Origin of the sequence: Eubacterium limosum (assembly GCF_000807675.2) — a bacterium.
GTDB lineage: Bacteria > Bacillota > Clostridia > Eubacteriales > Eubacteriaceae > Eubacterium > Eubacterium limosum.
In genome coordinates this window covers 3570591-3592403 of record NZ_CP019962.1, presented here as the reverse complement: position 1 = coordinate 3592403, position 21813 = coordinate 3570591, and the positions used below count along the sequence as shown (strand labels likewise).

Sequence of the window (21813 nt, the reverse complement as noted above, 5' to 3'; positions counted from 1 at the left end):
CTCGATAAGAATGGGGCAATTATTAACTTTTTAACAATTTTTTAATTTTAGGCTTTATCTTACGTGGAATAATTTTATTCATGTATGCTCTTAATATTCTATGCCTGTTAAATCTTTTTTCAACAGCAATATAACCTCGTTCTTTATATAATTTTAGTATTTTATCGCGTTGCTTCCCTCTTTGACTTGGATTTTTTAATTGCTGGTTGCCTTTCGCTACTTTCTCAAACGTTGACGGATATAAATACAGAACATCTTTGCACTTATCAACTTGTTTTTCCCCTTTTTCTGTATTCACCAAAATACAAGAAATTCCTAACTTTTTATCTAAGTTACCGCCGTTTATTTTCAAATATTCTGGATGCTGCTCTTCAATTCCCCAATAATCACCAATCGTGATGTCTCCTGGACGATTTCTGTTGGCATATTTGCATGAATAACAACTGTCTCTATGAATCTCTGATCTTAAAAACATTGTATAGTAAGAAGAATCTAATGAAGGAATCAATAGAGTTTGAACATCTCTTTTATCGTCATTATATATTACTTTTGCTGTATATCCTTGATTTTTACTTTTTTCTCTAAACTTAAAGTTTTGAATACTTCCTTTTATTTTATTTTGCAACATGGTTATATAATCTTGAAACATTTTTAAAGAGGGAACCCCATGACAGACTAAGTCAATCGTCAATAAATGATCATAGTCTTTTTGAAGAAAGCCTTTTAAACCGGCTACCTGGCAAGGCGTTCCTGAAAACAATATAAATTGTCCATTCATCAATTTATCTTTAATTTCTTTATATGTATAATTTATGTTGCTCTGTACATATTTTGATCCCAATAATTCATGTAAATCTTCAACATTATCGACACCTTTATGTTTTATAATTAAATTATTATTTACATAAACAATACCCGCGCCATATACAGTACCTTTTTCAGCGAGAACAGACTTTGCAATAGCAGCAAAAACACCACCGGATGCCGATTGCTTAATTTTTTCAGCATCTCTTTCTGCTGCAGCATAAACACAAATAGCACCAGAAGATTCTTCCTTATATTGAAACGCACAGACTTTTTCGCACAGGCCACAGTCAACACATTTCTCTGAATTAATTTGTGGATATAAAAATGAACAATCATCCTCAACCATTTGTATAGCGTTCTGTGGGCAGATATTCATGCATGCACCGCAAGCAGAACATAAATATTTCATTGATTTTCTCCTTTTGTTGTTGTTATTTTTTTGAGTATATTTTTTAATATTTTTTTATTCATTATTATACAAATACACATACCAAAAATCAGAGTTACAATATGTAAAAAAATATTAGTACTGTAATAACAAATAGTTGAGATACTCATGAAAAACAGAAGAATAAACAAATTTTTATTTTCAATCTTGACTTTAAAATACTTTTTCATTTGAAACATTCTAATAAGCCATTGAATAAAAAAGGACATAGCCGTTCCTAAAGCTGGTCCATAGAGTCCAATATATTTAATCGACAATGTTGCTATAATTACATTAATACCTGCTGCTATCACCGTAGTTGTAAAAGCACCATTAGTTTTTTTAAAAACTAAGTAGGCGCTACCGTAAAATTGCGAGAATGCAGAAAAAATTGCACCCAAAAGTAATAATGGATTGTAAAGATATCCTTCTTGAAAACCATCAGAAACAAGTAATGGCATAACCAATCTAATTATAGGCAAAATCACAAGATATCCCCCCAACAACAAACGCATATAAGTATTAAATGTCGTGGAATAAAAATCATCTCTGTATTTATTGTTTTTTTCTATTATTGCACTTTCTTGCCAGGCGAGTTGAAATACACTTGTTGCAAATGTTAGTAATTGTGAAAATTTACTTGCTATAGAATAGATCCCGTTAGCAGTAGCCCCCAGAAAAAAAGTAATTATATATCTATCTGATGAAGATATAAGCCACCAACAGATACTATTCGGAACTAAAGGTATGGAATATTTAAATAATTCTATAAAACGGCTTTTGTCAATATTTTTTATGGAAATTCTTTTCTCCACACGTACATAATATTCTAGATATATGCTTGCAACTAAATATGATATACAGTTGGCTAAGAGCATACCCTGTACTCCTAAATGCAAAACTAATAATGCCACAACTTGACATATTAACATTGTAAAAGTATTAATCACTCCCGAGAGAGCAAACTGTGCATTCATTTGTTCACACCTTGAGAGTTTTTGCATATAATTAAAAACTATTGCTGAAAAATAATTAATATATATATATAACAAATATTTTAAATTGGGAATCATATAATGAAGCATTACGATAATACATGCCAACACTACTAACCCAAATAATAAAAAAGCTGTTACGGTTGATACTGTTTTTTCTTTTTCTTTTTCAGAAGCATGAAATAAATATCGGAACAAACCTTCAATAAATTGTAAGGTAAACACAGGCGTTATCAAACTTATTGTTGTAATTATAATATCATAATAACCATATTCACTTGCCAGTAATGAGGTTGTAATAATAGGAAGAATAAGCATTTGTAACACTTTGCTCATTAAATTACCTAGCATATAAATTATTGTTCCTTTTGCCAGTCTCTTAGAGGCATAAACATTACCATCCATTGTATACTTTACCTAACTTTTTAATCACTTTCAAACAAGTTTAACTAACGATTAAATGTTAGAAACTTTAACAGTTATTTTTCTGAGCTTTTTCAAGATTTAAATTAATAAAGCTTTTCGATTTTTTTCTCGCATTTTCTATCCAATTATCGTAATATTTATAATCAATATCTTGTATTAGCACTTTTGTAATTTCATCTTTTTTGATTCTATCACTCATATGTATATTATCTAACAAATACTTTACTTTAAATCCATTTTTGCTAATTATTGTTACAAATTTTTTGTGTAATATAAGGGAAAAAATCGTTCCATGAAAAGTATCAGTAACGACATATTTAGCGTATTTAAACATTTCCAAAAATTCTTGTGGTGAAGCTGGAATATTTTCATCACACCAGCTATGATAATACCCACAAGATATAATGTTCAACTCTTTTTCCTTAGAAAACTTTTTAAGCTGAGATATCGTTTTTCTTTCGTTTATTAAAGAACCGTAAGCATATATTAAAATATATTTTTTCCCTCTCCATTTCTTTGAATCCCATGCAGAAATTTCTTTTTCGAAGCCGTAGCACAAAACAGGATCGATATTTTCTGTCATTTTAACTGAAATATTAAGCTCTTCACATATTTTTTTTGTATTTTCATCTCTATAACCAATAGCTTTCATTTTAGATAAACCCTCAACAATCTGGTTATAGTGGTCATCTGTTTTTATTTCGTTAATCGTTGTATATCCAAAACTGGCAGCATATGAAAAAATATAATTTGATGGTACCCCAAGTCCATACATATATGGATTATATCCTTGCGTAATATCGAACACCATATCGCTACCAATATAAACTGCATCAAGATTTTTTTCTTCATAAAATAGTTTTCCAATAGGTAATTTATTTGTCACAAATTCTTCAAAATTTTTAATTTTCTCTTTATATAGTTTCTTATGATGATAAAACCATATTGCCTTTTGAGGTGAGAATGTTTTTACTCTCCTAAAAAATTTTTGTAATTTTCTTTTATCCTCATACAAATTCCACGAATAATTCAATATTTTCGGATCATATCCAAGAACTTTAATAATTTCACAAGAAGCATAAGCTTGTAACACTGCACCATGATTAATTGCTTTATGCCAAGTTAATATTCCTACTTTCAATATATTTTCCTCTCATATGATGATTTTTTGACGTTATACTCAAAAAACTTAATTTATTTATATTATTTTTTTATTTTAATAATTTTTTTAGTTTTCTTTCATACACAATTCGTATTAACAAAAAAACAGGAATAGCTATATAGAAAAAACTTCTTATTAAACTTAAGAAATCGTTTCGAACAAACGTTAAAGTAGCATTAAAAAAAATAAGTGTCATTGCTACTTTGTCAGGTTGAATTTTAGCTGTATCTGTGTCTATCATAGTATATATTTTTCCAAATATAATTCCAATGATAACTAAAAATAAAAAACCAATTTCCCCAAAGTTTTGATATGCCTCGGCTGTAACTGAGAAGCCCGGTCCATATGTCATATTTAAAACAGACATTAACCAACTCGACCCATTTGCATATAAACGTGCTGGATGGATTGACCAAAAACCTAAATTTGGTATTATTGTTGTCAAAGCATATAAATATGTTGAACCATATTTAAACCCCAATGCGGGCATTATTGAAAACAAAGAGCATAACGGAAACATACTTCCACCAAGCTCACTAATTGTGGTCAAAAACAAATTTTCTTTCCCAAATGAGGCTATAAATTCCGTTAAATAAAGAGAAATTGATCTATTAGGGAGTCCTCTTACATTTCCAATAACAGATAACAATGAAATAAAAAAATATCCAAAAATTATTAATTTAAATACAGCTTTTTTATCAAGCTTTTTTATTAAATAATGAAATACGCAAATAATCGTAATAAGTAATTTGACAGCATCGCTACGGCCACCAATATAAAATTGCTCAACCATATATATGAACATTAATCCTAAATATATATTACGTTGCGTTTTCTTTTTTGAATCGCCAATTACTAAACAAATAAGAGCTGGCACAAAGTATGATGAGACAAAATCTATAATTCTCGATCCTAAAGCACTACTTACTACTTCTCCTCTTACACCCCCTACGCCATAATTATATAACGCGCCATAACCACCTTGTGCTACTGTTTCAATTGTCTTCAATGTATTATAAAAAAACGCTGGCATAGACACAATCAATAAAATTATTCCAGTAAATCTAATGGCAGAAAGCAATATATCACCGCTTACTTGATTGCAATTTCTTGGATTATTATTCTTTAATACTAAGTTCGGTTTTTTCTTGCATATTAAAAGAGCTCCAAAATGAAAGGCTAAAACTGATAGCAATGTATATATCTGCGCATTAACTAGTGTATTATAGCTAAAAATATTTGTTAATGCCCCCTGTTGGTCAACTGCATCAAAAACAACAACTAAGCTTTGCCCAAAGTTAAACAAAAAGAAAACTACTATCTGCGCAGTATATAAACAAATCACTTCATCTCTAATTTTATACCATGAGAAGATACACCAAAAAAGAACCCCCCATCCAATAACTCCCCAAATAATGTATGTTTTTTCTAAATTATTTACTCCTCTTAATGTGAAAAAATAATTTATTATAAAAATAACTCCACAAAAAATACACGTTAGGATACTAAAGACTACTTTTTTAGTATTAAATGATATTGTCATTTTAATTTTCTAGCTTTCTTTTAAATAATAACTATATTTACAGTACTCATCTTCTAACTTTCGAGCAACTTGCCTTATATCAAATCCTTTTTGAATAATATTTCTTTTCGAATTGATTCTTTTGTATTTTTTTTCTTTATATGCTAAAATATTGTTAGCCCATACAATTGGATTATCACTAATATCTTCAAAAAAAACATTATCGCAAATTTTCACAGATTTTGTTATATGATCTGAAATAAAACAAGGTAGACCGGACACTTGTGCTTCAACTAAAGTAACGGGAAAACCTTCATAAAAAGAAGGAAATACAAATGCGTCCATTGCTTGCAAATAATCTTCAGGATTCTCTACCAAACCAGTAAATTTTACATTATTATTTAAATCATATTTATTTACTATATCTTGGATATGAGCTTTCAGTCTTCCATCTCCTACAAGTAACAATAATAATGAAGGTTCTATTTTAAGCATTTCCTTGAATATCTCTATTACATACTCATGATTTTTGACCTCGACAAAGTTCCCAATATGTCCTACTACAAACTGATCTGATTGTATGTTCAGTTTTTTTCGTATTTGTTCTCTTTTTTTAGGGTTATAAGAGAATTTGTTTGCGTCTATTCCATTATTTATAATTTCAAAATCATGCTTCCCATACATCCATTGGCCAGCCAAGTCTGAACATGCAAAGCAACGTGTGGCTGTATTTTTATGAACTACTTGATTGTATTTATGAATATATTTATGAATTTTACTCCCACCTTGTTTTGTACTATGGCTATGCAATATACGTACTGGCACGCCAGCTTTTTTAGCGGCCTTTAAAGGTTCAATATTGCTTTGTGAACTAGCATGTTGATGAACTATTTTATATTCAGAATGCTTTTTAAAAAATGTCTCTAGACTTTTTTTATTTTTAAAAATGCTTTCTTTTCTTGGAATATAAAAAAATATTTTACCACCTAACGCTAGAATTTCTTTATCATAAGCTCCTTCTTTCTGAGCTTCTAGTAAAAAATCAAATTGTACTTCATCGCGATTAATATGACGATAGACATTCATAATAAATGTTTCTGCTCCGCCTCTATTCATTGATCCAATCACATGTAATACTCTAATCATTTTTTCTCCATTATATGTTCTCCCGATACCACTCAATCGTCAACTCAATCCCCCGCTCAAAGCTATACTCCGGCGCATACCTTAGAAGTTTTCTCGCCTTTCCAATATCCGCATTGGAGTGTTTGATATCCCCTGCCCGCTCCGGGCCATAGACGGGTTCGATCTTTTTGTTCAGCAGTTCGCTGAGCTTCTGGTAGAGCTCATTGAGGTTAACCTGGCCGCCGTAGGCGATGTTGAAGGCTTCCCCGGCGGCTTCTTTGGGGGCCTGCATGCCTTTCAGATTGGCTTCGATGACATTTTCAATATAGGTGAAATCTCTGGACTGGGTGCCGTCTCCGTTGATCTTTGGTGCTATGTTATAAAGCAGTGAACTCACAAACTTTGGGATGACGGCAGCGTAGGCGCCGTCGGGATCCTGTCTTCTGCCAAAGACGTTGAAGTAGCGAAAGCCGATGGTTTCCAGGCCGTAGAGTTTGGTGTAAAGCGCGGCGTATTCTTCATTGGTTCTTTTGGTCAGTGCGTAAGGGGAGAGCAGATTGCCCTCTCTGCCTTCTCTTTTGGGCAGGGTGGGCTCATCGCCGTACACGGATGAAGAGGAGGCGTAGACAAATTTTTTCACGTTGTTCTGTCTGGCGGCTTCGAGCATGTTGAGGGTGCCTTTGATATTGATTTCTTCGTAGAGCAAGGGCATCTCGATGCTTCGGGGCACGCTTCCCCAGGCGGCCTGGTGGGAGACGTAGTCGATGGTTTTGCAGGCGTTCATGCAGGTATCGAGGTCCCGGATATCGCCCTTGATGAATTCAAAGTTTGGGTTTTCTAAAAAGGGCTGGATGTTTTCTGCTTTTCCGGTGGAGAGGTCGTCCAGGCATCGGACAAAATGTCCGCGTTTTAGCAGGGCTTCGCAGAGGTTGGAGCCGATAAAGCCTGCGCCGCCGGTGATCAGAAATTTGGTTTCTTGGGGAAAGGTGATGTTTTCATATCCCATTTTTATAACCTCCAATAGGTATAGTTTTGCTTTTCACAGGTTTGTTTATCCAGGATGCCTTTCAGGTCCATGAGGATTTTGGCTTCTGGATTTTGATAGAGTTTGTCGAAGTCCTTGAGGGTTTTGTCTTTAAAGCTTTGGTGGGCAACGGCGATGACCATTAAGTCTAAGGCTTTCAGGTCTTTGTAGTCGGTGAAGGTGACGCTGTATTCTCGTTTGGCTTCTTCGGCGTCAGCTTCGGGGTCGCAGAGGATGGGCTCAATGCCGTAGTCTCTGAGCTCTTTGACGATGTCGATGACTTTTGTGTTTCGGGTATCGGGGCAGTCTTCTTTGAAGGTAAAGCCCAGAATGGCGACTCTGGCGTTTTTGACGGAGATATCTTTTCTCAACAGCTGCTTGACGATGTTTTCGGCCACATATTTTCCCATGTCGTCGTTGATGCGCCGTCCGGACAGGATGATCTGGGAGTGGTAGCCTAACTGCTCGGCTTTGTAGGTCAGGTAGTAGGGATCGACACCGATGCAGTGACCGCCGACGAGGCCGGGATAGAAGTTCAGAAAGTTCCACTTGGTGCCGGCAGCTTTTAAAACCGCCTGGGTGTCAATGCCCATCTTGTTAAAAATGATAGACAGTTCGTTCATAAAGGCGATGTTGATATCCCGCTGGCTGTTCTCAATGACTTTGGCCGCTTCGGCAACTTTGATGCTCTCGGCCCGGTGGACGCCGGCGTCCACCACCAGTTCATAAACTTTGGCGATGGTGTCCAGGGTTTCTGCGTCCATGCCGGAGACGATCTTGACAATGGTCTCGAGGCGGTGGACTTTGTCGCCGGGGTTAATGCGCTCTGGGGAATAGCCGACTTTAAAATCCTTGCCGCATTTTAAGCCGGATGCTTTTTCTAAGATGGGGATGCAGACTTCTTCGGTAACGCCGGGATAAACGGTGCTTTCATAGACCACGATGGAACCTTTGGTCAGGTTTCTTCCCAGGGTATGGCTGGCGCCTTCCACGGGGGTCAGGTCGGGGGTTTTATCGTCTCTCACCGGGGTTGGAACGGCCACAATGTGAAATCGGGCTTCTCGGAGTTTTGTCTCATCGTTTGTAAAATCCACGGTACAGCTTTTAATAGCTTCATCCCCCACCTCTTTGGTGGGGTCGATACCTTTTTGATAAAGACTGACTTTTTCAGCGTTGACGTCAAAGCCGATGACGTTGACTTTCTTTGAGAAGGCAACGGCAATGGGCATGCCCACGTAGCCGAGACCTATGAGGGATAGTTTTTCTTGTCTGTTTTTAAGTGCTTGATATAAATCCATTTTTTCTCCAGAATCGAATTTAATTGTTTATTTATGTTTGTTTTTTAAATTCTCTGTAAAAATCTATTCTTCTTTGATCCAATACATTTTTTGTATATTCTTGAGAAGCATAGAAATTTCTTTGTGCTTCGACTAATTTTTTTTCCGTATCGAAATTTTTTATTAATTTTACTAATTGTCGAATATCTCTTTTGGGAAATAAGCAACTCTTATCTAAAAGCTCAGGTATTCCGCCACTATCACTTCCCAAAGCTGGGCATCCTAAACTCATGCTTTCTATTAAAGCTCTAGGTAGCCCCTCCGTAAGACTGGGTTGTATATAAATATCAATTGTACTTAGCCATTCAAAAACTTTTTCATGTGGTAATTCTCCTAAAAACTTTACCTGTTTACTTACCTTTTCCTTTTGTGCTATTTTTTTCAAATAATCCTTACTTCCACCTCCAACTAATTGGTATTCTATTTCATATCCAGCTTCATACAACATTTTTATTGCTTTTATTACAAATTGTTGCCCTTTATATTTAACATTTACTGCCGCTAAAGTTCCTATAACAATCTTTTTTTTATCAGTATTTTTTATTTTTTTTAATCTATTTTGTAAAATTATTCCATTGGCCTTTTCTAATTCAACATTAGAACAATTGATTTGTCTACCATAGGTTTTATACCGTTTTTGAAGAAAATTTTTTGAAACATATAAAACATAAGGTGCTCGTTTTACAATTTTTTTCATATATATCATATATATCGGTGCTAATAATTTCCCAATAGTGTTATAATTTGATAAAGAATCAAATGGGCAACCTACGACTTCTATTAAATAAGGCTTACTGTATTTTTTTGCATACTTAATGGCTAAAAATCCTAGATCACTGGGTATTCTAGCTACAATATATTCTGCATCTCTAACACATGAGTTAACTTTTTCTTTGATTGTCTTTAGTCCTAAATACCCTTTTAAAGTTTTAAAATTATCAACCCCTTGAAAGGAAAAATTACTTTGCTCTATATGATTAGTTTTTTCTTTTAATTTTGTGTCATTTTTATAATCTTTCTTTCTTACTAAAAAAATAACATTTTGTGATATTTCTTTGTATCTTTCAATAATTTTATTATCATAGGTATCACTGTAAATTTCTTCATTAATAACACCCATGTATCCGTCATGCGCAAATAAAACGGCCATTAGCACTCTCCCAAAATTTTTCGATAGATCTGATAAATACTTTCACAGCATCTATTAATGTCCAATAAATCTCTAACCAATTCTTTTCCTTCTTGGGCGTAACATGTCATTAAATTCATATGTCCTACAGCATAATTAATTTTTTCACTTAAATCTTCTGGATTTTTCATTTTACACAGCAATCCTGTTTGATTATCGAGAACGATATCTGGAAATCCTCCAACGTCTGTGGCTATTGTAGGGACGCCTGCTGCTAAGCTCTCAGCAGCTCCACCTAAATTCTCACTATGTGATGGATGGATAGCAATATCAAGCTCACGGTATATTTTTTTCATATCGTCTCTGAATCCTGTAAAAATAATGCCATCTCCACATTTTTTATTGGCATAATCTTTTACTTTTTTTTCATACCATTCTGCATTATCCCAAGCTTTCCCAATAATAATACCTTTTACATTTTTATTTTTTTTTCGAACTAAACGAATTGCATCAATAAAATCTTCATGACCTTTCAATCCTCTTTTTTGGAATAAATATCTTTTTGGAGAATAGAAATACGCCACCATCCCAACTAAAATATCATTGTTTGATAAATTGAATTCTTTATGGAGGATATTGGTTGATTCTTCATAGGTATCACATGTTTTTCCGCCATAGCCTGAATAGTAGGTCAAAAACACTTTATCTCTACTTATATTTTCTTTTAAATAAATTTCACATGTCTTTTTACAGGTACCTATCCAAAAATCATTTTTGTTGCTTAAACAAACATCTACCTTTTTAAAAAAGAAATTTTCTAAATGTAATGGCCCAGGCACTTGAAAAATCCTCGGTATGTTTCTGCTTTTCAATGCGATTCTTAGCATCAAAATGTTTGTTACAAAATGAGTATGTATAATATCTGGTTGATATAAATCGACAATTTTCTTAATATTTTCAATTCTTTTTCGTAGTAACCAAGGCTGCTTTGTCGGTAACGAAAAATCACCTTTAACCACTGGCATTTTTGCCTCTTTATATTTTTGTGCCATCCCCTCTTTTTCATCGGGCAACACAGTAATGATTTCTATACCATACTTTTCAAAAAGAAATTTAGCTTGTTCAAATGCCCAATTGGCTCCATTATTCGTTTTAATAACTTGTAGAATTCTCACACTTTATTTTTCCTTGATATCTTTTTTATATTTGGATTTACTTGCAGGCATACCCATATAAATTCCTGATTCAAGTAAATCCGTCACTACAACGCATCCCGCACCGATGACCGTATTTTTAACAATCATTTGATTATTAATAATTGTTGCCCCGGCCCCAACATGGCATTCCTCACCCACATACACATTTCCGCACAAGCAGGCCTGTGGCGATATATGGGTATAGTCTCCAATCACACACTCATGCTCAATGACCGCCGAAGTGTTAATGATACAATGTTCACCAATGTTTGCATCGGCATTGATCACGGTACCCGCCATCACGGCTGTACCCTTACCAATACGGACACCCTCTCCGATAACTGCAGTGGGATGAATGGCTGTATAGTAGTTTAATGCTGGATTTCTTTCTGCTATTTTTTTACGGATTTGATTATCTCCAATTCCGATAATGAAACAGAAATCGTCTTTGTATTTCTGTGTATCTTCTATCTTTCCCAATACGGGAATCTGGTGGATCTCTTTCTTTGTCGGATCATCGTCTAAAAAGCCCATGACTTGATCTCCTGATTGATGGATGATATCAGCAATCACTTTTCCATGGCCGCTGGCTCCGATGATCATAACTTTTTTCTCAGGCATTGGCTTTTTCACTTCCTCTGAATACTTCCATTGTTACCGCTGTATCTGCGTTGATGTCTTCCCGCTTGAAGGCTTTGATCATGGTTTTTATGACAATACTGACATCGAGGGCAAAGCTGACTTTTTTTACATATTCAACATCATAATTGAATTTCTGCTCCCAGGTGATGGCATTCCTGCCATTGACTTGTGCCAATCCGGAGAGGCCTGGTCTTACTTTGTGTCTTTTTCGTTGTTTTTCATTATATAAGGGAAGATACTGCACTAATAAAGGCCTTGGCCCAACAATACTCATATCGCCTTTAAAAATATTAAACAGCTCGGGCAATTCATCCAAACTGGTACTCCTAAGCATCTTTCCAAACTTGGTCAGTCTGATACTATCCGGTAACAGTTCACCTTTTTCGTCCCGCTCATCGGTCATGGTTCTGAACTTGTACATGGTAAAGATTTTTTCATCTTTGCCGGGCCGTTTTTGTTTGAAAATGACCGGGCCTCCCAGCTTCTTTCTGACTAGGATGGCGGTGACGCCCATCACGGGTGACAGCACGATGATGGTTGCTCCGGACAGGGTGATGTCGAGTATGCGTTTGATATATTTCTGATAGATCATTTTGAACCTCTGTATTTCATCGGAACGATACCCACTTCGACTTGTCCATAAGGCGACAAGTCTCGGGGGCAGACCCCGAAGGCGTCGTTCCCTACACGTTTGTTATAGACTAAAACAGTGCTTTAATAATTTTGATAATACGCTGCTGGTCTGTCTCGGTCATTTTGGTATCACTTGGCAGGCAGATGCCCCGGTTAAAGATATCTTCCGCGATGCTTTGTTCACTCATTTGATCCCAATGGCTGAAGAAAACATAATTCCTAAAATAGGGCTGTAGGTGCATGGGCTTCCATATAGGGCGAGATTCGATGTTTTCTTTTTCTAAGGCTAACATGATATCTAAAGGTTTGACTGCGCTATTTTCTTTTAAAGTTATACAGCTTAACCAATAATTGGGCTTGCCTTTATCGGAAATGGGCATCATTTCAATATCGTTGATTTCTTTAAATGCTTCTCGATAGGTCTCAAAAATTTGCTTTTTCTTCGCAACTCTTTCTTCCAGCACTTTTAGCTGTCCTCTTCCGATACCGGCAACGATGTTGCTCATGCGGTAGTTGTAGCCCAGTTCTTTGTGCTCATAGTGGCGTTCATTCTCTCTGGACTGGGTGGACCAGAAGCGGGCTTTCTGAATGACCGCTTCGTCATTGCCGAGGAGCATACCCCCGCCGGAGGTGGTAATAATCTTGTTGCCATTAAAGGACAGAACAGACAAGTCACCAAAGGCACCGCATTTCTGTCCTTGATAGGTCGCGCCTAAGGCTTCGGCGGCATCTTCCAGTATTGGCGTGTGGTGGGTTTTACAGAGGGTTGACAGCTCTTCATAGTCGGCGGCCTGGCCGTATAAATCCACAATGATCACGGCTTTTGGATTAGGATATTTTTCATAGGCTTTTTTAAGAGCAATTGGACTTATGTTCCAGGTCTCGGGTTCGCTGTCAATAAAAACAGGCTTTGCCCCCAGGTAAATAATGGGGTTAGCGCTGGCTGAAAAGGTCAGGCTGGAGCAGAAGACCACGTCGCCTTCCCCCACCCCCAGTGCTTTTAAGCCGAGATGTAAGGCAGCTGTGCCAGCAGACAGGGCGGCGCCTGTCCTAACGCCTACATAGTCTGCCATTTCTTTTTCAAACTGATTGACATTTTTGCCCAGCGGAGCAATCCAGTTGGTGTCAAAGGCTTCCTGTATGTATTTCATTTCCTCGCCGCCCATGTGAGGGGAAGCGAGGTAGATTTTTTCGGATTTTTCCATGTTAGTTCCTCTTTTCGGAACGCTGTAGGCAGCGTTCCCTACATTACATCACTATTTATCATTTAATTTAAAACTCGTAGCATTCATGATCAAAATTTGATCCTTTAATCTTTACTTTCATCGCATTGTGTTTGGTTTCTTACTTATATATAGAAACCAAACACAATGCGACGCGAAATAAAAACAGGCGGTGCTAAACCTGTACTTTTGGCCTTATAGACGAAAAGCACACCTGTGCATTTCTCCACAGGTTTTAAACAACTAAAATTTCATTATTAAAACATTACTCATCTATTTATATAAACAAGACCATCAAGCAGCTTTTTCATAAAAAGCCCCATAAAAACTTTTACCGATATTTCTGGCAGTGTTCAGGGCGGTGCTGCCCTTATGACCTTCCTTACACCGGAAGTTTTTTCCGCCGTAAAAGTTTTGGCTTGGCGGTTGATATTCGGCATTGTATTTATAGATCACGCTGCCGCAATGGTAGCATTCTTTTTTGGCATTCCCCACACTGTTAAAGGTGACGACAATGCCGGCCTGCCAGGCTTTGTAACTGGTGTAACGGATGATCCGACGACCGATGAAGTCCATGACGTTTGTCTTAAGGTATGGCAGTGTGCCTTTGGCGAAGCTATTGCTGTAGCCGGGCATGACAATGAGTTTGGCGCTCTGACGGACGGCGTAGTCAACGATTTTCCTTGAGACTTCATGGGCATAGTGGTCGGTGACGCGGGTGATTTTTTGATAATATTTTGCGTTGGGGCGGCCATTCACATTCTCTGGTGCGCTGCTGCGTTTGGTATATCCCAGAAGCTGCTTCCTACGGTGTGCCAGTTCTTTTCCGCCCTTGATGAAATAAGGGTGGCTGGCGCGACCGTCAGCTTGTATGGTGGTACAAACGGCAAGGCTGTCGGAGGTGGTGAGTGCCACAGCGACAAAACTTTCGTGCTGTTTTACGCGCGCTTTAGCGGTTCTGCCATCCTCCACGATCTCCTTGACGGGGATATGGAGCATGACTTTTTTCTTCTTGATGACAACAGTCGGACTCATGAGCTCGGCATTTTCAGGAAAAGGTCTGCCGGTATACCGGTGCTTAACCCAGGCCCAGGCTCTGCCAGTGTAGAGCTTGAGCAGAATGCTTTTCTCGTCAAAGTCCTTATACATGCCTTTGTAGTAGAGCATGGACATGTGCAGGCGCTTTGGCGGGCTTGGCTTTTCATTTTTAATTTGTTTTTCTGCCCAGGTTTTTAGCTTGCCCATATAACTTCTGTACATACTGATGGCTGCGTTGATGGCAGCACGTCTAAAATACAGGGGTATTTTTTCAAAGGGCAGCGGTATTTCTGGCTTGGTGCCATCACGCTGTTTTATTGTCTGCAGCTCTAAATAACGCAGTAAATTCTGATTGGAAAGTTCGAGGGTTTCGGGCTGCTTCTCGAGCAGTTTATAGTAGAATGCCAGAACAGCGTCAAAGAGAGACTGGGTTTGCTTAAACCAGTCTAAATGCTTGTAATTCAGCTGTATTTTGTACGTCGTAATGGCGTATCCGGCTTTCATTTTTAACTCCTCTGTTCTTCGCAGACTATTCATGGTCTGCGAGCAGTTGCCTGAAAAACCAGAGGATATGAGAGCTTTAGACAATCCTGACCATTTTTCTGACCAGAGTGGTTAAGAAAGAAATTTTAAAACTAAAAGAAAAAATCAAGTAAATCAGCCATTTTTCGTATGTTTTTGACCAGACTTCAGACCAAATTCACTCTTATATAATTAGGAAGATTTGTTTGACGAAAATTTGATTTATTGGTAAAATATAGTTGTAAATTGCCTTTGAAGAAAAATATTTAATTTTTTATAAAAAAGTTGATGCTTTTTTCATTAGGCAATGTTATAATAGGTAACGCAGTTAAATTATAAAAGAATTTGGAAGTCAAAAAGACTCGCAGACCATGAATAGTCTACGAGTCTTTTTCAATTGGTTCCCAGCACACCAACCCCATTAAAAATATATCTACAAACGTTAAAAACGCCCGCTGCCTTCACAGCAGCGGGCGTTTTTTATCTTATTTTTTCTTTGTGTTTTCCGCTACCCTGAACTGGACAATCGCTGCGATCAGATCCTTTGGTAAGGGTTTGTCCAGCGGAAACTGGATCGCTCCCTTGGAATGCCGGTAGTCCTTCAGCTCTTTCTCAAAGTGCTCTATCCCGCTGGGTGTGGGATAAAAGCCAAGGTGCGCTTTGTTCATGGCAAAGTGCACCAGGTTACCGTTCAGGAAAAAAGTAGGCATATTCCAGCTGATTTTTTCACTGGCCTCTGGCGCGTTCTCTCTGATGAGCGCGCGGATTTCCTCCAGCTTTTTTCGCTTATCACCTGTAAACTGGTCGATGTAGCCATCTATTGCGTTCATTGTTTTATCCTCCGGTTTGGCATTATTTAATGCCTCTATTATACCCCGGAGCGCTCGTTTTTAAAACACATCAGATATCAGGGATAAACGCCGATTCCCATGGAAGCGCTTTTCTTTTGGCCTTTCCGGAAAGCGGCAGAGCCCATACTTCTGTATGCACTTTAGCAGCCTGGCCGCCTCGGCGGGGGCCATGTCGCACAGCGGCAGACGGCAGCCTCCCACATCCAGCCCCATAAAGTTCAAGGCCTGCTTGACCGGAATGGGATTGATGTCTGAAAACAGCGCCTCTGCCAGCTCCAGATAGTAAAGCTGGAAATAACGGCTTTTACCCACATTACCCTCAAAATAGCTGGCGCAGATCTGATGAACCTGGCCGGGGATCAGGTTGGACAGCACCGAGATGACGCCCGCAGCCCCCAGCGCCAGCGCCGGGACAATCTGGTCGTCATTGCCGGAATAAATGTCCAGGGCATCGCCGCACTCAGCAGCGATCTGCGCCATCTGGCTGAAATTGCCGCTGGCTTCTTTGACCGCGGCAATGTTGTCAATCTCAGACAAACGCTTATAGGTATCCACAGCGATATTGACGCCAGTGCGGGAGGGCACATTGTAGAGAATGATGGGCAGTCCGGTAGCCGCGGCCCCTGCCTTAAAATGCTCGTAAAGTCCCTGCTGTGACGCCTTGTTGTAGTAGGGTGTTACCGAAAGCAGAGCATCGGCTCCGAGCTTTTCCATTTTGCCGGCCAGCTCCACGCTGTGGGCAGTATTGTTGCTGCCCATATTGGCAATGACAGGGATATGCCCTCTTACCGCCTTAACGGTAAATGCCGTCAGTTCAAGCAGTTCCCTTTCCGAAAGAGACGCGGACTCACCCGTGGTGCCGCCGATAACCACCGCGTCGGCATGGTGCTTAAGCTGGTAGTCGATCAGTCCTGACAGGGTCTCGTAGGAAATGGACCCGTCGGGCTTCATCGGGGTTACCAGCGCGGTGGCTGCCCCCTTAAAAATTTTAGCTTTCATGATTTTTCCTCTTATCGTCCACTGGGCTATATTGCCGAAGCATGGTCTGCGGAACAGCGTTTCAGCTGTTCACGGCTCTGGTTTCCACTCAGCCTTGCGTAGACGCGGCCCAGGTGATAAAGCTTTTCGGCCTTGCGTGACAGGGTAAGGTTGTCGGCATCGTTTCCGGTCGCGGCCACGAAAAGCTTAATATTGTCAACCCCTAAAGAACGAAGCGCTGCCAGATCCTGGCCATCGCCCAGGAACTCTGTTCCCAGAAAATGCCGGTCAATCCTTTCAAAGGCGTGGTAATCCTTGTCCATGATCACAACCTTATAGCCTTTGTCCGATAAAGACATTGCCAGGCGGGCGCCCATCTGGCTGCACCCCACAATGACAGCTGTTTTCTTCACGCTTGTTTTCAACTTGATACTTCCTCACTTTGATAAGATTTTTGTTGTTTCTTATTATAGGGTCTTCTCTGTAAAGATGGGATTAAAATCTGGGGCGCCGCATTAAAAAGTTCTAAAAAGAAAAGGAACCGTCAGTTGCGCTTGACGGTTCCTTCTCTCAGGTAAAATTTGTCATACGATTTTATCAGAAGCCTAAGAGTGGGCCTCCGAAGAATACTACGATGCCGATAATCACGACATACACCGCGCAGAACTTCATGGTCGAGGTTAGGATCTTGCCCTCCTGACCAATTAACCCAGTGGCCGCTGTAGCAACAGCGATACTCTGGGGTGAAATCATTTTTCCGGCTGTGGCGCCAGCCATATTGGCTGCCGCGATCCAGAATGGGTCTGCCCCAATGGAACCCGCAGCCTGTACCTGCAGCTCGCCGAAAAGGACATTGGCTGAGGTATCACTCCCTGTCACAAAGGTACCGAGCGCACCGATGATGGGCGCGATAAGGGGATAAAAACTGCCTGTCACGGCCACCAGTACCATGGCGATGGAAGTAATCATTCCGCTGTAGCCCATAACCTTGGCCAGGCCTACAATGGAACAAACTGTGATTGCTGTCTTTCCCATCTGCTTGATGGTTTTACCAAACACAACGGAAATTTCTCTGAATTTTAACCCCTGCAGCAGGCCGCCCAGATAGGTGGCGAGGATGATCAGGGTTCCCGGACAGGCGATCCATGCAAAGGTGTAGGGCTTCGCGCCCTCTCCGGTATAAATGGGGATTGAAGTTTTAATGCTGCCCAGCGGCTCACTGATAAACGGGAACAGCGATGAGCAGAGAATGATAAAAACAAAAACCAGAATAAAGGGCAGCCAGGCCATGAAGGCAGTTTTCAGGGGGACCTTCACAGCCCCGGCAGCTTCTTCTCTGTTATAGAATTTTTTGGCGACCAGTACGGTCACGCCCATACAGATCAGCGATCCCACAATGGCAGGAAGCTCTGCTCCAAGGAACTTCGCCACAAAAATCTGAGGAACCGCAAAGGACAGGCCGGAGATCAGCGTGATGCCGAACACACCCTTAATGGCCTTGAATCCCCCGCCGGTAAGCATGACCAGCACAAACGGGATGATGAGTATGAGCACAAAAAGCTGAATGGAAACCGTATAGGACAGCTGCATAACGTTCAGGTCTGTTACCTGGGCCAGCGTGGTGACTGGCAGGCCGATGGCCCCAAAGGCAGTCGGCGTGGTATTCGCAATCAGGCACATGACCGCTGCCGAGACCGGGTTAAAGCCAAGGGATGCCATAATGCCGGCAGGGATGGCCACCGCAGTGCCAAAGCCTGCAATGGCTTCCAGAAAGCCGCCGAAGCCCCAGGCCAGTATGAGTACGAGGATGCGTTTATCTGAGGATACGCCGGTCATCATGTTTTTAATGGTTTCCATACTTCCCGAATAAGTGGTAAGGTTGTAGGTAAACACCGCCGCAATGATGATGTAGACAATGGGCCAAAGCCCCATGACGATGCCCTCAAGGGCACCGGTAAAGCTGTCAAGCGCCGGCATTTTCCAGACAATTATACTGAGAACCAGAGTGATCACCAGGGCCACGGGACAGGCCTTATGCCCTGGTATTTTCATCACACCCAGTGAAACAATTAACCAAATGATGGGGATGAGCGCCAATATGAAAAGAACATAAATGTTGTCCATCTCCATACCCCCTTACATCTGGCAGACTTTTTTAGGGTTCAGAATATTCTTCGGGTCAAAGGCATGCTTGATGCCGTCCATCAGACCCATTTCATATTCGCCATAATCGTTAAAGAGGTATTTTCGTTTGGCATAGCCGATGCCGTGCTCGCCCGAGACAAGCCCGTCAAACTCAAGGGATTTAGCATAGAGCTTATCCATGGCAGTATCCAGCATTTCTTCCCATTCCTTCTGGCCCAGCTCATCACGGCAGATGTAGAGGTGCAGGTTGCCGTCGCCGGCATGGCCAAAGCTCGGGATTCGGATATTCAGTTCCTTTTCAAGGTCGTGGGTGTAGTTGATAAATTCTGCCACACGGTTTCTCGGAACCACCACGTCACATTCGTCCATTTCAGTGGTAGATGCCTTGATGGCTTCCAGGAAAGCGCCGCGGGCGCTCCAGACAGAGTCCTTACGCTCGTCAGTATCGACAATATATACATCCTTTGCCCCTTCACTCAGACAGAGGTCTGCCACCACTTCGTACTCTGCTTCCACCTGTTCTTTGGTGTTGCCGTCAAAAGTAAGCAGGATGTAGGCATTGCTCTTGGTATCCGGGAATTTCTTGCCCAGGAAGTCTTCGGCAAAGAGAATGGTCTGGCGTTCCATGAACTCAATGGCTGTTGGAATAGCCTTGGATTTGATGATCTTTGGCACTACGGCAGCCGCTTCTGTAAAGGTATCGAAGGGCACCAGAAGGCTCAGGGTTTTTTTAGGCAGGGGCAGCAGCTTGAGCACAGCCCTGGTAATCACACACAGGGTTCCCTCAGAGCCGATGACCAGATCCTTCAAGCTGTAGCCAGAGCTGTTTTTAACAATCTTGCCGCCAAGCTCCAGCACTTCCCCATTTGGCATGACCACCGTAAGCCCGCGGACATAATCACGGGTGACGCCGTATTTTACCGCGCGCATACCGCCGGCGTTGGTGGAGATATTGCCCGCGATGGTCGCTGATTTTTCACCTGGGTCCGGTGGGTAGAACAGGTCGTTTTCTTCCACAAATTTGGAAAGCTCCATGAGCAGAACGCCGGGTTCGACGGTCACTGTCAGGTTTTCAGTATCCAGCTCAAGGATATGGTTCATCAGTGTGGTTTCCAGCATGATGCCGCCATAGATCGGCACGCACGCGCCCACCAGACCAGTGCCGGAGCCTCTGACCACCACAGGAATATTCTGTTCATAAGCATATTTCATGATGGCGGAAACCTCCTCGGTGGAGAGCACGCGCATCAGCACTTCCGGATAATTGGCGACAGTGCCCAGCTCGTCATGGCTGTAATCCTCAGAGATTTCATCCCCTACCAGGATGCGGTCCGCGTCCACCAGGGTTCTTAAATATTCAACGTCCTTTTCATCAACTTTTTTGTAATCCATGGTTATACAGCCTCACTTTCCAGGGTTTCGTTCACATTTTTATTGTTTCGTATTTCTTCCATCAGCTCAGGGATGACTTCGTACAAATCCCCGACAATACCACAGTGGGCAATATTAAAGATGGATGCGTTCTTATCATTATTAATGGCCACAATGTATTCGGAGTTCTGCATACCAGCGGCGAACTGGACTGAGCCGGACACACCCACTGCGATAATCAGCTTAGGCTTAACGGTACGACCGCTCAGGCCGATCTGCAGGCGCGGGTCAAACCAGCCGTTTTCAATGTTCGGGCGGGTACAGGCCATTTTCGCGCCGATGGCGTCAGCGAATTCCTGCACCATCGGCAGGTCTTTTTCACTCTTGACCCCACGGCCAACCGCGACGATGACATCGGCCTCGGAGATGTCAAAGCCTTTTTCCTTCTTGATGATTTCAAGAACCTCGATGGCTGAGGCAAAACGTTTTTCTTCTAATGCCATATTCACAATCTCACCCTTGGCCTCTTCAGAGCGTTCTGGCGCTGAGAAAATCTTGTAGCGCACTGTGCAGAACTGCGGGCGGTTGTTTTCGGTGACGATCTGAGCCATGATGTTCCCGCCGAAAGCAGGTCTTATCTGGACCAAATCGGTATTTTCCTTCATTTCCAGGATGGTACAGTCTGCGGTTAAGCCCGTGCGGAAGCGGGCCGCGACACGCGGGGCCAGCGAACGGCCAACGTTGGTAGCGCCCACCAGGATGGAGGATGGGTTTTCCTTGCGGATGAAGTCCTCAAAAGCATTGGTGTACGGCTCGATGGAAAAATGGGCCAGCCGGGCGTCGTCGTACACAAAAACCTTATCAACACCATAGTGTAACAGCTCTTTGGCCTTTTCACCGATATTATGGCCGATGAACAGGGCATATACCGGATGGTCGATGACAGAAGCCAGCTCCTTGGCTTTTCCGATCAGCTCCAGGGTTACCGGATGAATCTTGCCTTCCACATGATCTACATAGACGGTGACGCCGCGGTATTTGCTTTTGTCAATCTCTTCCTTTTCATCCTCTTCCAGCTCTACATAGCCTTCAGGGCCTTTTTTCAGGCACAGCTTACACATTTTACAGGCAGCGCTTACTTCCATCTTGTTATTTTCAAAAGTAAAGGCGCCGAAGGGACATATTTCATTAAACTGATCAAAAATCTCCTGTCCGCAGTTTTCATTGATTACTTTAATTCCAGCCATTTTATCTCTCCCC

The 21813-nt window shown here is 40.8% G+C and carries 19 protein-coding genes; all 19 read right to left on the bottom strand.

Annotated elements, in window-relative coordinates; genetic code table 11:
* Positions 1 to 22: 22 nt before the first annotated feature.
* The 19 genes from B2M23_RS16765 to lctC all read right to left on the bottom strand — a co-directional run bounded on the left by B2M23_RS16765 (position 23) and on the right by lctC (position 21800).
* Positions 23 to 1216 carry a Coenzyme F420 hydrogenase/dehydrogenase, beta subunit C-terminal domain gene (locus tag B2M23_RS16765; RefSeq protein ID WP_038352371.1) on the bottom strand — a complete coding sequence of 398 codons (1194 nt, stop codon included), beginning with the start codon at positions 1214 to 1216 and terminating at the stop codon, positions 23 to 25.
* Positions 1213 to 2634: a lipopolysaccharide biosynthesis protein gene (locus B2M23_RS16760; RefSeq protein WP_038352370.1), complete on the bottom strand. Its 1422-nt coding sequence runs from the start codon at positions 2632 to 2634 to the stop codon at positions 1213 to 1215. Before B2M23_RS16760 ends, B2M23_RS16765 begins: the two co-directional genes overlap by 4 nt.
* A 67-nt stretch (positions 2635 to 2701) precedes the next feature.
* Positions 2702 to 3796 (bottom strand): polysaccharide pyruvyl transferase family protein, encoded by a 1095-nt coding sequence (locus tag B2M23_RS16755; RefSeq protein WP_038352369.1) that lies wholly within the window; start codon positions 3794 to 3796, stop codon positions 2702 to 2704.
* A gap of 70 nt (positions 3797 to 3866) precedes the next feature.
* Positions 3867 to 5360, bottom strand: a complete 1494-nt coding sequence (wzy, locus tag B2M23_RS16750) for an O-antigen polysaccharide polymerase Wzy (protein ID WP_038352368.1) — start codon at positions 5358 to 5360, stop codon at positions 3867 to 3869.
* A gap of 9 nt (positions 5361 to 5369) precedes the next feature.
* Entirely contained in the window at positions 5370 to 6485 is a 1116-nt protein-coding gene (locus B2M23_RS16745; protein ID WP_038352367.1) for a glycosyltransferase family 1 protein, read from the bottom strand.
* A gap of 10 nt (positions 6486 to 6495) precedes the next feature.
* A complete protein-coding gene (locus tag B2M23_RS16740) occupies positions 6496 to 7470 on the bottom strand; it encodes an SDR family oxidoreductase (RefSeq protein ID WP_038352366.1) in 975 nt (324 codons plus the stop codon).
* A 2-nt stretch (positions 7471 to 7472) separates the two neighbouring features.
* Positions 7473 to 8786 (bottom strand): nucleotide sugar dehydrogenase, encoded by a 1314-nt coding sequence (locus B2M23_RS16735; protein ID WP_038352365.1) that lies wholly within the window; start codon positions 8784 to 8786, stop codon positions 7473 to 7475.
* Between the two features lie 31 nt (positions 8787 to 8817).
* On the bottom strand, positions 8818 to 9975 hold the full coding sequence (locus B2M23_RS16730; RefSeq protein WP_038352364.1) for a glycosyltransferase: 1158 nt from the start codon (positions 9973 to 9975) through the stop codon (positions 8818 to 8820).
* Positions 9975 to 11129, bottom strand: coding sequence for a glycosyltransferase family 4 protein (locus B2M23_RS16725; protein ID WP_038352363.1), 1155 nt, complete (start codon positions 11127 to 11129; stop codon positions 9975 to 9977). Before B2M23_RS16725 ends, B2M23_RS16730 begins: the two co-directional genes overlap by 1 nt.
* A gap of 3 nt (positions 11130 to 11132) precedes the next feature.
* On the bottom strand, positions 11133 to 11771 hold the full coding sequence (locus B2M23_RS16720) for an acetyltransferase (RefSeq protein ID WP_038352362.1): 639 nt from the start codon (positions 11769 to 11771) through the stop codon (positions 11133 to 11135).
* Positions 11764 to 12384: a sugar transferase gene (locus tag B2M23_RS16715; RefSeq protein WP_038352361.1), complete on the bottom strand. Its 621-nt coding sequence runs from the start codon at positions 12382 to 12384 to the stop codon at positions 11764 to 11766. The genes B2M23_RS16720 and B2M23_RS16715 overlap by 8 nt, the downstream gene beginning before the upstream one ends.
* 109 nt (positions 12385 to 12493) lie before the next feature.
* Positions 12494 to 13630, bottom strand: a complete 1137-nt coding sequence (locus tag B2M23_RS16710; protein ID WP_038352360.1) for a DegT/DnrJ/EryC1/StrS family aminotransferase — start codon at positions 13628 to 13630, stop codon at positions 12494 to 12496.
* A gap of 312 nt (positions 13631 to 13942) precedes the next feature.
* Complete coding sequence (locus B2M23_RS16705) at positions 13943 to 15190, bottom strand: hypothetical protein (protein ID WP_038352359.1); 1248 nt, start codon at positions 15188 to 15190, stop codon at positions 13943 to 13945.
* A 503-nt stretch (positions 15191 to 15693) separates the two neighbouring features.
* On the bottom strand, positions 15694 to 16038 hold the full coding sequence (locus tag B2M23_RS16700) for an iron chaperone (RefSeq protein ID WP_038352358.1): 345 nt from the start codon (positions 16036 to 16038) through the stop codon (positions 15694 to 15696).
* 60 nt (positions 16039 to 16098) lie between these two features.
* A complete protein-coding gene (gene dapA / locus B2M23_RS16695; RefSeq protein WP_038352357.1) occupies positions 16099 to 17058 on the bottom strand; it encodes a 4-hydroxy-tetrahydrodipicolinate synthase in 960 nt (319 codons plus the stop codon).
* 26 nt (positions 17059 to 17084) lie between these two features.
* Positions 17085 to 17462 carry a potassium channel family protein gene (locus tag B2M23_RS16690; protein WP_013380259.1) on the bottom strand — a complete coding sequence of 126 codons (378 nt, stop codon included), beginning with the start codon at positions 17460 to 17462 and terminating at the stop codon, positions 17085 to 17087.
* A 172-nt stretch (positions 17463 to 17634) separates the two neighbouring features.
* Complete coding sequence (locus B2M23_RS16685) at positions 17635 to 19161, bottom strand: L-lactate permease (protein ID WP_038352356.1); 1527 nt, start codon at positions 19159 to 19161, stop codon at positions 17635 to 17637.
* A 12-nt stretch (positions 19162 to 19173) separates the two neighbouring features.
* Positions 19174 to 20574, bottom strand: a complete 1401-nt coding sequence (gene lctD / locus B2M23_RS16680; protein WP_013380257.1) for a lactate dehydrogenase subunit LctD — start codon at positions 20572 to 20574, stop codon at positions 19174 to 19176.
* A gap of 2 nt (positions 20575 to 20576) precedes the next feature.
* Positions 20577 to 21800: a lactate dehydrogenase subunit LctC gene (lctC, locus tag B2M23_RS16675; RefSeq protein ID WP_038352355.1), complete on the bottom strand. Its 1224-nt coding sequence runs from the start codon at positions 21798 to 21800 to the stop codon at positions 20577 to 20579.
* Positions 21801 to 21813 lie beyond the last annotated feature (13 nt).